General features: G+C 66.1%; 12 protein-coding genes. 8 read left to right on the top strand and 4 right to left on the bottom strand.

Annotated features, from left to right (window positions below; translation table 11 throughout):
- Positions 1–8 precede the first annotated feature (8 nt).
- Genes lspA through dnaE form a run of 3 tightly spaced genes read left to right on the top strand, consistent with a single transcriptional unit; the run spans position 9 to position 5,110 of the window.
- Entirely contained in the window at positions 9–581 is a 573-nt protein-coding gene (lspA, locus tag QFZ60_RS12610) for a signal peptidase II (RefSeq protein ID WP_307090795.1), read from the top strand.
- A complete protein-coding gene (locus QFZ60_RS12605) occupies positions 574–1,500 on the top strand; it encodes an RluA family pseudouridine synthase (RefSeq protein WP_307090794.1) in 927 nt (308 codons plus the stop codon). Before lspA ends, QFZ60_RS12605 begins: the two co-directional genes overlap by 8 nt.
- A 49-nt stretch (positions 1,501–1,549) precedes the next feature.
- Positions 1,550–5,110 carry a DNA polymerase III subunit alpha gene (gene dnaE / locus QFZ60_RS12600; RefSeq protein WP_307090793.1) on the top strand — a complete coding sequence of 1,187 codons (3,561 nt, stop codon included), beginning with the start codon at positions 1,550–1,552 and terminating at the stop codon, positions 5,108–5,110.
- Between the two features lie 89 nt (positions 5,111–5,199).
- Here dnaE and QFZ60_RS12595 read toward each other — a convergent pair whose 3' ends face one another.
- Entirely contained in the window at positions 5,200–5,700 is a 501-nt protein-coding gene (locus tag QFZ60_RS12595) for a flavin reductase family protein (RefSeq protein ID WP_307090792.1), read from the bottom strand.
- 128 nt (positions 5,701–5,828) lie between these two features.
- Between QFZ60_RS12595 and QFZ60_RS12590 the strand changes: the two genes are divergently transcribed.
- The 3 genes from QFZ60_RS12590 to nrdR all read left to right on the top strand — a co-directional run bounded on the left by QFZ60_RS12590 (position 5,829) and on the right by nrdR (position 8,374).
- Complete coding sequence (locus QFZ60_RS12590; RefSeq protein WP_307090791.1) at positions 5,829–6,350, top strand: hypothetical protein; 522 nt, start codon at positions 5,829–5,831, stop codon at positions 6,348–6,350.
- 9 nt (positions 6,351–6,359) lie between these two features.
- Positions 6,360–7,727, top strand: a complete 1,368-nt coding sequence (gene hisD, locus QFZ60_RS12585) for a histidinol dehydrogenase (protein WP_307090790.1) — start codon at positions 6,360–6,362, stop codon at positions 7,725–7,727.
- Between the two features lie 143 nt (positions 7,728–7,870).
- Positions 7,871–8,374, top strand: coding sequence for a transcriptional regulator NrdR (gene nrdR, locus QFZ60_RS12580; protein WP_142121312.1), 504 nt, complete (start codon positions 7,871–7,873; stop codon positions 8,372–8,374).
- 52 nt (positions 8,375–8,426) lie between these two features.
- Here nrdR and ppgK read toward each other — a convergent pair whose 3' ends face one another.
- A complete protein-coding gene (ppgK, locus tag QFZ60_RS12575; protein WP_142030944.1) occupies positions 8,427–9,230 on the bottom strand; it encodes a polyphosphate--glucose phosphotransferase in 804 nt (267 codons plus the stop codon).
- Positions 9,231–9,340: 110 nt separating this feature from the next.
- Entirely contained in the window at positions 9,341–10,219 is an 879-nt protein-coding gene (gene map, locus QFZ60_RS12570; RefSeq protein ID WP_307090789.1) for a type I methionyl aminopeptidase, read from the bottom strand.
- A gap of 120 nt (positions 10,220–10,339) precedes the next feature.
- On the opposite strand from map, the gene QFZ60_RS12565 reads away from it, so the two are divergent.
- On the top strand, positions 10,340–10,504 hold the full coding sequence (locus QFZ60_RS12565) for an SPOR domain-containing protein (RefSeq protein WP_307090788.1): 165 nt from the start codon (positions 10,340–10,342) through the stop codon (positions 10,502–10,504).
- A gap of 151 nt (positions 10,505–10,655) precedes the next feature.
- On the opposite strand, the gene panB is transcribed toward QFZ60_RS12565, so the two are convergent.
- A complete protein-coding gene (panB, locus tag QFZ60_RS12560; protein ID WP_307090787.1) occupies positions 10,656–11,570 on the bottom strand; it encodes a 3-methyl-2-oxobutanoate hydroxymethyltransferase in 915 nt (304 codons plus the stop codon).
- Positions 11,571–11,847: 277 nt separating this feature from the next.
- Between panB and glnA the strand changes: the two genes are divergently transcribed.
- Positions 11,848–13,188 (top strand): type I glutamate--ammonia ligase, encoded by a 1,341-nt coding sequence (gene glnA, locus QFZ60_RS12555; RefSeq protein WP_142121319.1) that lies wholly within the window; start codon positions 11,848–11,850, stop codon positions 13,186–13,188.
- The last annotated feature ends 1 nt before the right edge of the window (position 13,189 follow it).

The following is a 13,189-nucleotide window of genomic DNA, read 5'->3' as shown; positions in this document are numbered from 1 at the left end:
AAAGCACCATGACTGACGAACTCGCTGCGGATGCGGCACGCCCTGTCCCACCCTCACCGCGCCCGCGCCGGGCGGTGCTGCTCTCCCTGTTCGCCGGGTTCGCGGTTTTCGCCTACGTCCTGGACCAGCTGACCAAACTATGGGTCACTTCCAGCATGGTGGAGGGGGAGCGGATCCCCGTTCTGCCACCCCTCCTGCACTGGTACTTCATCCGTAATTCCGGTGCTGCGTTCTCCATCGGCGAGAACGTCACATGGGTGTTTTCCATCATCATGGCCGCCGTGGCCATCGCAATCCTTTTCCAGGTGCGCAGGCTGGGTTCGGCCTGGTGGTCACTCGCCCTGGGCCTGCTGCTGGGCGGCGCCCTTGGCAACCTCACCGACCGGCTCTTCCGTGAGCCGTCCTTCGGCATGGGCCACGTGGTGGACTTCATTCAGCTGCCCAATTTCGCCATCTTCAACATCGCCGACTCCGCAGTGGTGTCCGCCGTGGCCATCATCTGCATCCTGACCATCCGGGGAATCGCCCTGGACGGAACGCGGCTGGGGAACGCACCTCAGGAAAAGCCCGCCCATGACTGAGCGCATTGTCGTGGCCGAAGAGTACGGCGGGACGCGGGCGGACGCCGGGCTGGCCGGCCTGCTGGGGGTGTCCCGCTCCGTGGCGGCATCCCTGCTGGCGGAAGGCAACGTCCTGAACCGGGGCAAGGCATTGGGCAAGTCGGCAAAACTCGTGGCCGGGGACGTCCTGGACGTCACCGTCCCGGAACGGCGGGACCCGCTTGAAGTGGTGGAGGAGATTGTGGAAGGCCTGAACATCCTGCTCGATGACGACGATTTCGTCGTCGTTGACAAACCTGTGGGCGTGGCAGCCCACCCGTCGCCGGGCTGGGTGGGTCCCACGGTGGTGGGCGGCCTGGCCGCTGCTGGATACCGCATCTCGACGTCAGGTGCGCCGGAGCGGGCAGGCATTGTCCACCGGCTCGACGTCGGCACTTCCGGCGTGATGGTCGTCGCCAAGTCCGAGCGGGCCTACACAGCCCTTAAACGGGCTTTCAAGGAGCGCACGGTGGACAAGGTCTACCACGCGGTGGTGCAGGGCCTTCCCGATCCCCTGACTGGGACCATCGATGCCCCCATCGGACGCCACCCGGGGCACGACTGGCGTTTTGCCGTCATCGAGGACGGCCGCCCTTCGGTGACCCATTACGAAGTCCTGGAGGCTTTTGGCAAGGCCAGCCTGGTGGAGGTCCACCTGGAGACCGGCCGCACACACCAGATCCGGGTCCACTTCTCCGCGCTCCGGCACCCCTGCGCCGGCGACCTGACTTACGGCGCCGATCCCCGCCTTGCCGCCACCCTGGGACTTACCCGGCAGTGGCTGCACGCCCGCGAACTGGCATTCGACCACCCGGTGACGGGGGAGCGTGTCACGGTCTCCAGTGACTACCCCCAGGACCTGGCCTACGCCCTGGACGTACTGGAATCGGGACAGGCCTGACACGGACCGGCTGGCGGGGCTGCAAAGCGGCAGAGCTTAGAATGGTCCGGTGAGTTCCAGCAATGATTCGTTTGTCCACCTGCACACCCACACCGAATATTCCATGCTGGATGGGGCGGCCCGCCTGGGGGAGCTGTTCGACGAAACCGAGCGCCTCGGCATGCCGGCCCTCGCCACAACGGACCACGGCTACCTCTTCGGCGCCTTCGATTTCTGGCGGAAAGCCACTGACAAGGGCATCAAGCCGATCATTGGCGTCGAGGCGTATGTAACTCCCGGCACCGCACGGACGGACAAGGAACGCGTCCGCTGGGGCGATGAATCCCAGCGCAAGGACGATGTCTCCGGTGGTGGTTCCTACACCCACATGACGCTCCTGAGCTACAACAACGTGGGCATGCGGAATCTCTTCCGGGCCTCGTCCATCGCCTCCCTCGATTCGGTGTTCGGCAAGTGGCCCCGGCTGGACCGCGAGCTGCTCAACACCTACTCCGAAGGGCTCATCGCCACCACCGGCTGCCCCTCCGGCGAGGTCCAGACCCGGCTGCGGCTCGGCCAGTACCGCGAAGCCCTGGAAGCGGCGGCCGAATTCCGGGACATCTTCGGCGCGGAAAACTACTTCTGCGAACTGATGGACCATGGGCTGGACATTGAACGGCGGGTCACCGGCGACCTCCTGCGGCTTGCCAAGGACCTGAACCTTCCGCTGGTTGCCACCAACGACCTCCACTACACCCACGAGCACGACGCCAAGGCGCACGAGGCCCTGCTGGCCATCCAGTCCGGCTCCACGCTGCTGGAACCCACCTACGACAACGGCGGATCGCGGTTCGCGTTCTCCGGCAGCGGCTACTACCTCAAATCGCCTCAGGAAATGCGCGAACTCTTCCGGGACCACCCGGAGGCGTGCGATAACACCCTCCTCATCGCCGAGCGCTGTGAGGTGTCCTTCAACACGGACGCCAACTTCATGCCGCGGTTCCCCTGCCCGCCCGGTGAGGACGAGACCTCCTGGCTGGTCAAGGAAGTGGACAAGGGCCTGCAGTACCGTTACCCGGGCGGCATCCCGGACGAGGTCCGCAAGCAGGCTGACTACGAGCTCGGCGTGATCACCTCCATGGGCTTCCCGGGCTACTTCCTGGTGGTTGCCGACTTCATCAACTGGGCCAAGAACAACGGCATCCGCGTGGGCCCGGGGCGTGGCTCGGGTGCAGGCTCCATGGTGGCCTACGCCATGCGCATCACCGACCTCGACCCCCTCCGCCACGGGCTGATCTTCGAACGGTTCCTCAACCCGGACCGCGTCTCCATGCCCGACTTCGACGTCGACTTCGATGACCGGCGCCGCTCCGAGGTCATCGACTATGTGACCCGGAAGTACGGTGACGAGCGCGTGGCCATGATCGTCACGTACGGCACCATCAAGACCAAGCAGGCCCTGAAGGACTCGTCCCGCGTCCTCGGCTACCCCTTCAGCATGGGTGAGCAGCTGACCAAAGCGCTGCCGCCGGCTGTCATGGCCAAGGACATCCCGCTGGCGGACATCCAGAACCCGGAAGCCAAGCGCTACAGCGAGGCGGGGGACTTCCGGCAGCTGATTGCCACCGACCCCGAAGCTGCCAAGGTCTTCGAGACCGCCTTGGGCATCGAAGGCCTGAAGCGCCAGTGGGGCGTGCACGCTGCCGGCGTGATCATGTCCTCGGACCCCATCATCGACGTCATCCCCATCATGCGCCGGTTCCAGGACGGCCAGGTGATCACCCAGTTCGATTACCCCACGTCCGAGGGCCTTGGCCTGATCAAGATGGACTTCCTGGGCCTGCGGAACCTGACGATCATTTCCGATGCCCTTGAGAACATCAAGATGAACCGCGGCATCGACCTGGACCTGGAAAACCTTGAGCTGGACGATGCTCCGTCCTACGAACTCCTTGCCCGCGGTGACACCCTTGGTGTCTTCCAGCTCGACGGCGGACCCATGCGGTCGCTGCTGAAGCTCATGAAGCCTGACAACTTCGAAGACATCTCCGCCGTGCTTGCGCTGTACCGTCCCGGCCCCATGGGCGCCAACGCCCATACGGACTACGCGCTGCGCAAGAACGGGATCCAGGAAGTGATCCCCATCCATCCGGAACTGGAGGAACCCCTCAAGGAGATCCTCGGCGGAACGTATGGCCTGATTGTGTACCAGGAGCAGGTCATGGCCGTGGCGCAGAAGCTGGCCGGCTACTCGCTGGGCCAGGCAGATATCCTCCGCCGCGCCATGGGCAAGAAGAAGAAGTCCGAGCTGGACAAGCAGTTCGCGGGCTTCTCCCAGGGCATGCAGGACAACGGCTACTCCATGGAAGCCGTCAAGACCCTGTGGGACATCCTGCTGCCCTTCTCCGACTATGCCTTCAACAAGGCCCACTCGGCCGCGTACGGCGTCATCTCCTACTGGACCGCCTACCTCAAGGCGCACTACGCGCCGGAGTACATGGCGGCGCTGCTGACCTCGGTGGGTGATGACAAGGACAAGTCCGCCATCTACCTCAACGAGTGCCGGCGCATGGGCATCACGGTGCTTCCGCCGGACGTCAATGAGTCCGCCTTGAACTTCACCCCGGTGGGGAACGACATCCGCTTCGGCATGGGTGCCATCCGCAACGTGGGCGTCAACGCCGTCGAGGCCATGGTGGCTGCCCGCGAAAGCGAGGGCGCCTTCACCTCGTTCAAGGACTACCTGATGAAGGTTCCGGCCGTGGTCTGCAACAAGCGGACCATCGAGTCCCTCATCAAGTCCGGCGCGTTCGACTCTCTGGGCCACCACCGCCGCGCCCTGGCGATGATCCATGAAGAGGCCATCGACTCCGTCATCACCCTCAAACGCAATGAAGCCATTGGCCAGTTCGACCTCTTCGCCGGCTTCGAGGACGCCGGCGCGGAATCGTCCTCACTGAGCATCGAGATCCCGGACCTGCCCGAATGGGAGAAGAAGGACAAGCTTTCCTTCGAGCGGGACATGCTGGGCCTCTACGTGTCGGACCACCCGCTGCAGGGCCTGGAGGGCCTCCTGGCCCAACATGCCGAGATGAGCATCACCACCATCCTGGGCGAGGACGGGCCGCAGGACGGGGCCATCATCACCATCGCCGGGATGATCACGTCGCTGAGCCGGCGCATTGCCAAAGCCAGCGGCAACGCGTACGCCCGGGCGGAGGTAGAGGACCTGGGCGGTTCGATCGAGGTCATGTTCTTCGGGCAGGTTTACGGGCCGATCGCATCGGTCCTTGCCGAGGACCTGATCGTGGTGGTCAAGGGCCGCCTGCAGAAGCGCGACGACGGCGCCATCACCCTGAACTGCATGGAGCTGTCCGTCCCGGACCTGAGCGAAGGGCTGAACGGACCCCTGGTGATCACCATGCCCACCCACAAGGCCACCGAGGCCGTTGTCACCGAGCTGGGCGACGTACTGCGCACCCACCGGGGCAACTCCGAGGTACGGCTGCACCTGCAGGGCGATACCCGCACGGAGATCATGGGCCTGCCGGTCCACCTCCGGGTGAACCCCAGCCCGTCGCTGTTCGGCGACCTCAAGGTCCTGCTGGGTCCCGCCTGCCTGGACGCCTAGGACGGCTTGACGTCAATCAAAAGGGCGGACGACGGCGGGAAGCACCTCCCGCCGTCGTCCGCCCCTTGGTGCCGCTCGAGCAGCAGGGGCTAGATCTCGTAGTCCAGCGGCACGGGCTGCCCGTAGGCGCCGCCGTGGTACAGCAGGGGCGATCCCTCGCCGCCCACCTGGCCGTCCACCACCTGGACCACCACCACAGCGTTGTTCTCGAAGGACAGGCGCATCTGGATCTCGCCGACCAGCCAACCCGCCACGTCCTTCAGGATGGGAACCCCGTGCGGCCCGATCTCCCAGTGGTTGCCTTCGAAGCGGTTGCCCGGGCGGGCAAAGCGGGCAGCCAGTTCCTGGTTCTCCAGCCCCAGCATGTGGACGCCCAGGTACTGGGTGTTGGCCACGGCGGGCCAGGACCTGGAACTGCGTGCCATGTTGAACGTGAACCGGGGCGGCTTGGCGGACAGCGACGCCACCGACGTGGCGGTAAACCCGTAGGGCTCGTCCTGGTAGTTCACGGTGATGATGGCAACGCCCGCAGCGTGGCGGCGGAACATCTCCCTGAACGTCTGCTCGAACGGCTCGCTGTTGTCGGTCACCGGAACTCCTGCACTAAGTGGTGTAACTCTTTCTCCAAGCGTATTGGCCCTCGACTGCGGCGGGAAAACCGGCAGCGGCAACACCCCGGCCACAGGCCCTGCCAGCAACCTTTGTTAAGGTGTGTTGCATGACAACCTCCGCCCGCCCTGCCAGGCGGCTGCCCTGGTCCCTGCTGCTGGTCCCCGCGGTTTCCGGGATTCCGGCAGGCATCCTCTGGTGGCTCCTGGCGCCGGGCGGATTGAACCTGGTGACGCGGGATCCCGCCTTGGCATCAGGCACTGTTCCCCTGGTGTGGCTGCCGCGCGACCTCACCCTCGCCGGGATCCTGGTGCTGGCCGGCTGCCTGCTGGCCGTGTTCCTGGCGGACGGCAAGCGCCGGGACCCGCAGGTGGCCCTGCTGACCGGCATTGCCGGGGCGCTGGCAGGCAGCGTCCTCGCGTGGGGGACAGGGATCCTGGCAGCCCGGCTGTTCGGTCCTGCTGTCGATGCCTCGGCGAACGCCAGCATTGCCTTTTCCCTCCGGGCCTGGCCGGTGCTGCTGCTGGGGCCTGCCGCCACGGCCGTGTCGGTCTTCGTGCTGGAGCTGGTGGGGCGGGCAGGAAGCCGCAGGTGGAGGCGGCTGAACGGGCAGGCGGGAACAGCCCCGTAAAATAGTCCCGTGACCACTTTCCCGGAGTTTCCCGCCCCTGCTGCAGCCGCCGTCGATTTCCGTACCGTCGACCTTCGTGGCCGCAACCTGACGCTTACCGCGCTGCGCGCCGCCGTACCCCGGGCCAAGGGCCAGACAGTGGCAGACGCCGAGGCAAAGGTGCTGGAGATCATCGCCGCCGTCCGGCAGCGCGGCTTCGCGGCCCTGGCGGAGCTGGCGGAACGGTTCGACGGCGCAGCGCAGGACCACCCGCTGGTCCCCGCGGATGCGATTGAGGCAGCGCTGGACCAGTTGGACCCGGCGGTGCGGGCCGCCCTGGAGGAGTCCATCAGCCGGGCACGGAAATTCGCCGACGCCCAGCGCCCCCGCAACGTGGACGTCGAACTGGGCGACGGCGCAGTGGTCAGCCAGAACTGGGTGCCCGTGGCCCGCGTGGGGCTGTACGTTCCCGGCGGCCTTGCCGTCTACCCGTCATCGGTGGTCATGAACGTTGTGCCCGCACTGGCGGCAGGCGTGGAGTCCATTGCCCTGGCCTCGCCGCCGCAAAAGGAGTTCGGCGGCCTGCCGCACCCCACCATTCTTGCGGCAGCAGCGCTGCTGGGCATCACCGAGGTCTATGCCATCGGCGGCGCCCAGGCCATCGCCGCCTTCGCGTATGGCGTCGAAGCCTCGCCGGCCGGTCCTTCCCTTGAGCCCGTGGACGTGGTGACGGGGCCCGGGAACATTTTCGTGGCCACGGCCAAGCGGCTGGTCAAGGGTGTTGTGGGAATCGACTCCGAGGCGGGAACCACCGAGATTGCCATCCTGGCCGATGACTCCGCGCAGCCGGCACTGGTGGCCGCCGACCTGCTCAGCCAGGCCGAGCACGACCCCAAGGCCGCCTCGGTCCTGATCACGGATTCGGAAGAGCTGGCCGCGGCCGTACGCGCCGAACTGGAACTGCAGGCCGCCGCGACCAAGCACTCGGCGAGGGTCCAGGAGGCGCTGTCCGGCCCGCAGTCCGGCGTCGTGCTGGTGGACAATCTGGAGCAGGGGATCGCTGCCTGCGACGCCTACGCGGCCGAGCACCTGGAAATTATGACCCGGGATGCTGCGGCGGTGGCTGCGCGGATCCGGAACGCGGGCGCCATCTTCGTCGGCGACTACAGCCCGGTGAGCCTTGGAGACTACTGCGCCGGCTCCAACCACGTGCTGCCCACCAGCGGCACCGCTGCTTTTTCATCGGGGCTGAACGTCACCACTTTCCTGCGCGCCATCCAGGTGGTCAATTACAGCCGTGACGCCCTGGCAGCGGTCACCGGACACATCGTGAGCCTCTCCCGGGCCGAGGACCTTCCGGCCCACGGCGACGCCGTCTCGGTCCGTTTCCCCGGCTGACGTTGCACCACTACATATAGTAATTACAGGATTGTTATTACCCCAGATGTGCCCGTAAACTGGGCAGTGCCACAGCATTGCCCCCCGGCGGTGCTGATGGCCTCCAACGACGTTGCACACCACAAGCGAAAAGGGGGAACGCCATGTACTGCCCGTTCTGCCGCAACCCCGATTCCCGCGTGGTGGACAGCCGCATGGCTGATGACGGCTCAGCCATCCGCAGGCGCCGGCAGTGCCCTGAATGCGGCCGCCGGTTCACAACGGTGGAAACCACCAGCCTCTCCGTGATCAAGCGGTCCGGCGTGGGCGAGCCCTTCAGCCGCAGCAAGGTCATCAACGGGGTGCGCAAGGCCTGCCAGGGCCGGCCGGTGAGTGAGGACGACCTCGCCATGCTGGCCCAGGAAGTGGAAGAACAGATCCGGTCCTCCGGCGCAGCCGAAATCGATGCCCACGAGGTGGGCCTGGTGATCCTGGGGCCGCTGCAGAAGCTCGACAAGGTGGCGTACCTGCGCTTTGCCAGCGTGTACCAGGCGTTCGAGTCCCTTGAGGATTTTGAAACCGCCATCGCCCTGCTCCGCCACGAGGCCGAGGAAGACGCCAAGGGCGCGGCCCCCAGCGCCAAGAGCTCCGAGAAGAGCCCCCTCTAGACTCCGGTGGCGGCAGCGGAGGGGAAGCCGCAGCCGCCACCGGCACCAATGCCTACTTGGCCAGCTTGTGCTTCAGGGCAATTTCCAGTGCGGCGCCCACAATCCCTGCCTCGTTGCGCAGGACGGCCGGCACAATCGGGGTGCGCAGCTTGAGGTTGGGCAGGTACTCATCCGCGCGCTTGGAGATCCCGCCGCCCACAATGAACAGTTCCGGCGAGAACAGGAACTCCACGTGGGAGAAGTAGCGCTGCAGCAGCACGCTGTACTCGTCCCAGGACAACCCGTCCCGTTCCCGTGCCACGGCGGACGCCTTCGATTCGGCGTCGAAACCGTCAATCTCCAGGTGGCCCAGTTCAGCATTGGGAACCAGCTTGCCGTCGAAGATGAAGGCGGAACCGATGCCGGTGCCGAGGGTGATGACCAGGACGGTCCCGGAGACGCCGGCGCCGGCACCGTAGCGGGCCTCGGCAAGGCCGGCCGCGTCGGCGTCGTTGATGACCTCTACGGGACGGCCCAGTTTTGCGGTGAGGAGAGCGTCGATGTCGGTGTCCAGCCAGCTCTTGTCCACGTTGGCGGCCGAGTGGACCACGCCGTGCTGGATGATCCCCGGGAAGGTCACGCCCACGGGGGAGCCGGCTTCCGGTGCCTCGGGGCGTGCCGAAAGCTCGGCCACCACCAGGGCCACGGCCTCGGCGACGGCCTCAGGGGTGGCAGGCTGGGGGGTGGGCACGCGGAAGCGGTCACCCAGGAGCTTGCCCTTCTTCAGGTCGACAATGCCGCCCTTGATCCCCGTACCACCGATGTCGATGCCGATCAGGGGTGCGTTCTTGTGCGGTTTTTCGTCCTTCTTGGCCAATGGGATTCCGTTCGTGACAGGGGCGGGCAGGAAAAGGGGCCGCTTTCGGCGGCCAGTAACAAGGTGTCCGGTCTGCACCGGCAGCATGCCCTGCGCGGGCATAGGGCGGGCTACGGGAGGGTGAGGATCTCGGCGCCGGTCTCGGTGACCAGCAGCGTGTGTTCGAACTGGGCGGTGCGCCGGTGGTCCCGGGTGACCACCGTCCAGTCGTCGCTCCACATGTCCCACTCAACGGTGCCGAGGGTGAGCATTGGTTCGATGGTGAACACCATCCCGGCCTCAATGACCGTGTTGTAGGCGGGGGCGGCATCGTAGTGCGGAATGATGAGCCCCGTGTGGAACGCTTCACCAACGCCGTGGCCCGTGAAGTCACGCACCACGCCGTACCCGAACCGCTTGGCATAGGACTGGATGGCCCGTCCAATGACGTTGATTTCCCGTCCCGGCGCCACAGCCTTGATGGCCCGGTTCAGCGACTCCCGGGTGCGTTCCACCAGCAGCCGGGATTCCTCGTCCACGTCCCCCACCAGGAAGGTGTAGTTGGTGTCTCCGTGGACGCCGTTGATGTAGGCCGTGATGTCGATGTTCAGGATGTCGCCGTCCTGGACCACGGTGCTGTCCGGGATGCCATGGCAGATGACCTCGTTCAACGAGGAGCACAGCGATTTGGGGAACCCGCGGTACCCAAGTGTGGACGGGTAGGCCTGGTGGTCCAGCAGGAACTCGTGGCCCACCCTGTCCAGTTCGTCGGTGGTGACGCCCGGCTGGATGTGCTTGCCCACCTCGACGATGGCCTGCGCCGCGATCTTTCCGGCGATCCGGATCTTCTCGATGGTCTCCGCGGACTTGACCTCGGAACCGGTGAATTTTGCGGGCGCGGGCTTGCCCACGTACTCCGGACGGGGGATGGACGCCGGGACGGGACGCTGCGGACTCAGGGTACCCGGGGTGAGGGTGCCAATGGGTGCAGTCGAGGCAAGGGAAGGCATAGATTGATCATATAAGGCACCACAGAACGCCTAACAACCGACAAGCGGCGGAGGGCACACGTAAGGGTTTGTGTTACGTGCATCACCCTGTTTTCCCTGTCGCCGGAACGAGGAGCAACGATGACTGAGTACTGGTTCAACATCAAGACCCATGAGGTGGAAGAGGACCGGTTGTCGGACTGGAGCCAGCTCATTGGGCCGTACAAGACCCGGGCGGAAGCCGAACATGCCCTGGAGAAGGTCAAAGCGCGCAACGAGGCCTGGGAAAAGCAGGACGACGACTGAACCGGTTGGGAGGCTAGGGCGCCTGGCGGTGCTCCGGAAGCGGACGTCAAGGTGAGGCCGCCCGCGGCCGAGGCAGTCCGCGGAGGAGTGCCACCAGGCGCCACCCGCGGTTTTGGCGGTTGGCGCTGGTTCTCCTGATGGTGGGGCGGGCCTAGAAGGTATGTTCCGGGCCGGGGAACTGGCCGGACCTGACGTCCTCACCGTAGGCTGTGGCGGCGTCGAGCAGGGTGCTCCGCAGGTCCGCGTACTGCTTGACGAACTTGGCCATCCGGCCGCCCCGCAAACCCGCCATGTCCTGCCATACAAGGACCTGGCCGGTGGTCGCCTTGCCGGCGCCGATGCCCACCGTGGGGACGCTGACCGCCGCGTCTACCGCCGCCGCCGTCTCCGCAGGCACCATTTCCATCAGCACGCAGAACGCTCCGGCGTCCGCCAGCGCAACGGCGTCGTCAATCAACCGCTGGGCGTCGTCCCCGCGGCCCTGGACCCGGTACCCGCCCAGGGCGTGTTCGCTCTGCGGGGTGAAGCCGATGTGCGCCATGACCGGAATGCCTGCCTGCACCATGGCCCGGACGGTCGGCGCGTAGTACTTCCCGCCCTCGATCTTCACGGCGTGGGCCAGACCTTCCTTCAGGAAGCGGACGCCGGCGGCCACTGCCTGTTCCGCGCTGACCTCGTAGCTGCCGAAGGGAAGGTCCGCCACCACCAGGGCGCGCTTGGCGGACCTGGCGACGGCCCGGCACAGGGGGAGCAGTTCGTCCACGGTCACCGGAAGGCTGGTCTCGTTGCCAAAGACGTTGTTCGAGGCCGAATCGCCCACCAGGAGCACCTCGATGCCGGCAGCGTCGAAAATCTCGGCCGTGTACTGCTCGTAGGCGGTGAGCATGGCGAACCTGGTGCCGTCGCGCTTGGCCTGCTGCAGGTGGTGGATGCGGACCTTTGCCGGCTTCCGTTCAGCCGGAGCCGCAGCCGGGGCCGGAGCCGCAGCCGGTGTGCCGGGGCCGCTGCCGTACGGGGCGGGTACTTCTGCGGACGCGCTGGAGTCGGAGCTGTTGCTGGAGGCCATGGGATGAGCGTAGTGCGCCATCCGCTGTCCTAGCTACCGCGTGCAAGGCGGGTCAAAGGTGATTAGCGTCTCAGCGGCCTGCAGGGACCCATGCCAGCGGGCGGTGGAAACCGCGGCCGGGCGCGGCCTGGGCTGCCTGCCACGTTAATGCTGTGTTACGCAGGGCCCTTGCTCAAGCATCGGTGCCGAATGATTAGTACAGTGTTGATGAACTGCTGCCGGCTTTCCCCTTTGCCTGGGCCCCGGAGCATGAACGTTGACCGGAGAAGAGGCCATCATGGACCGCCAGCAAGAATTTGTCCTGCGCACGATCGAAGAGCGGGACGTACGTTTCGTGCGCCTGTGGTTCACCGACGTCGTGGGTTCGCTGAAGTCCGTGGCCCTGGCGCCGGCGGAAGTCGAGGGAGCATTCGAGGAAGGCCTTGGCTTCGACGGTTCCTCCATCGAAGGACTCGCCCGCGTCTTTGAATCGGACATGCTGGCCCAGCCCGATCCTGCCACCTTCCAGATCCTGCCGTGGCGCGGTGAGACCGAACAGACTTCGCGGATGTTCTGCGACATCCTCACCCCTGACGGTGAGCCTTCCGCCGCCGATCCGCGCAACGTGCTGAAGCGGACCCTCGCCAAGGCCGCGGACATGGGCTTCACCTGCTACACCCACCCGGAGATCGAGTTCTACCTCCTCAAGTCGCACGAGCCCGGTCCGGACGGCGCGCCGGTGCCCGTTGATGAGGGCGGCTACTTCGACCACGTTCCCGGCGGCGTGGCCCAGGACTTCCGCCGCACGGCGGTCACCATGCTGGAGTCCGTGGGCATTTCCGTGGAGTTCAGCCACCACGAGGCAGGCCCCGGCCAGAACGAGATCGACCTCCGCTACGCGGACGCGCTGCAGACGGCCGACAACATCATGACGTTCCGCACCGTCATCAAGGAGGTGGCGCTGCAGCAGGGCACGTATGCCACGTTCATGCCCAAGCCCTTCACCGACCACCCCGGCTCCGGCATGCACACGCACTTCTCCCTGTTCGAGGGTGACAGCAACGCGTTCTTCGAGGCAGGTGCGGAGTTCCAGCTGTCCAAGACGGCCCGGCAGTTCATTGCCGGCATCCTCAAGCACGCCCCCGAATTCACGGCTGTGACCAACCAGTTCGTCAACTCCTACAAGCGGCTGTGGGGCGGTGGAGAGGCACCCAGCTACCTGAGCTGGGGCCACAACAACCGCTCCGCCCTGGTCCGTGTGCCCTTGTACAAGCCGGGCAAGGGCCAGTCAGCGCGCATCGAGTACCGCGGCATCGACTCCGCTGCCAACCCCTACCTTGCCTATGCGGTCCTGCTCGGTGCCGGGCTGAAGGGCATCGAGGAAGGCTACGAGCTGCCGGCAGCCGCCGAGGACGACGTCTGGTCGCTGAGCTCGGCCGAGCGCCGCGCTATGGGCCACGACCCCCTGCCGGCGAGCCTGCACGACGCCATCCGCTCCATGGAGGACTCGGAGCTCATGCCGCAGATCCTGGGCGAACAGGTCTACGAGCACTTCCTGCGCAACAAGCGCGCTGAATGGCAGGACTACCGGCTGCAGGTGACGCCCTACGAGCTGCAGCGCAACCTCGGCATCCTCTAGG

Source organism: Arthrobacter sp. B2I5, assembly GCF_030816735.1.
Lineage (GTDB): Bacteria > Actinomycetota > Actinomycetes > Actinomycetales > Micrococcaceae > Arthrobacter.
Note: the sequence above shows the minus strand (reverse complement) of the source record. Positions and strands in the feature narration are given on the sequence as shown.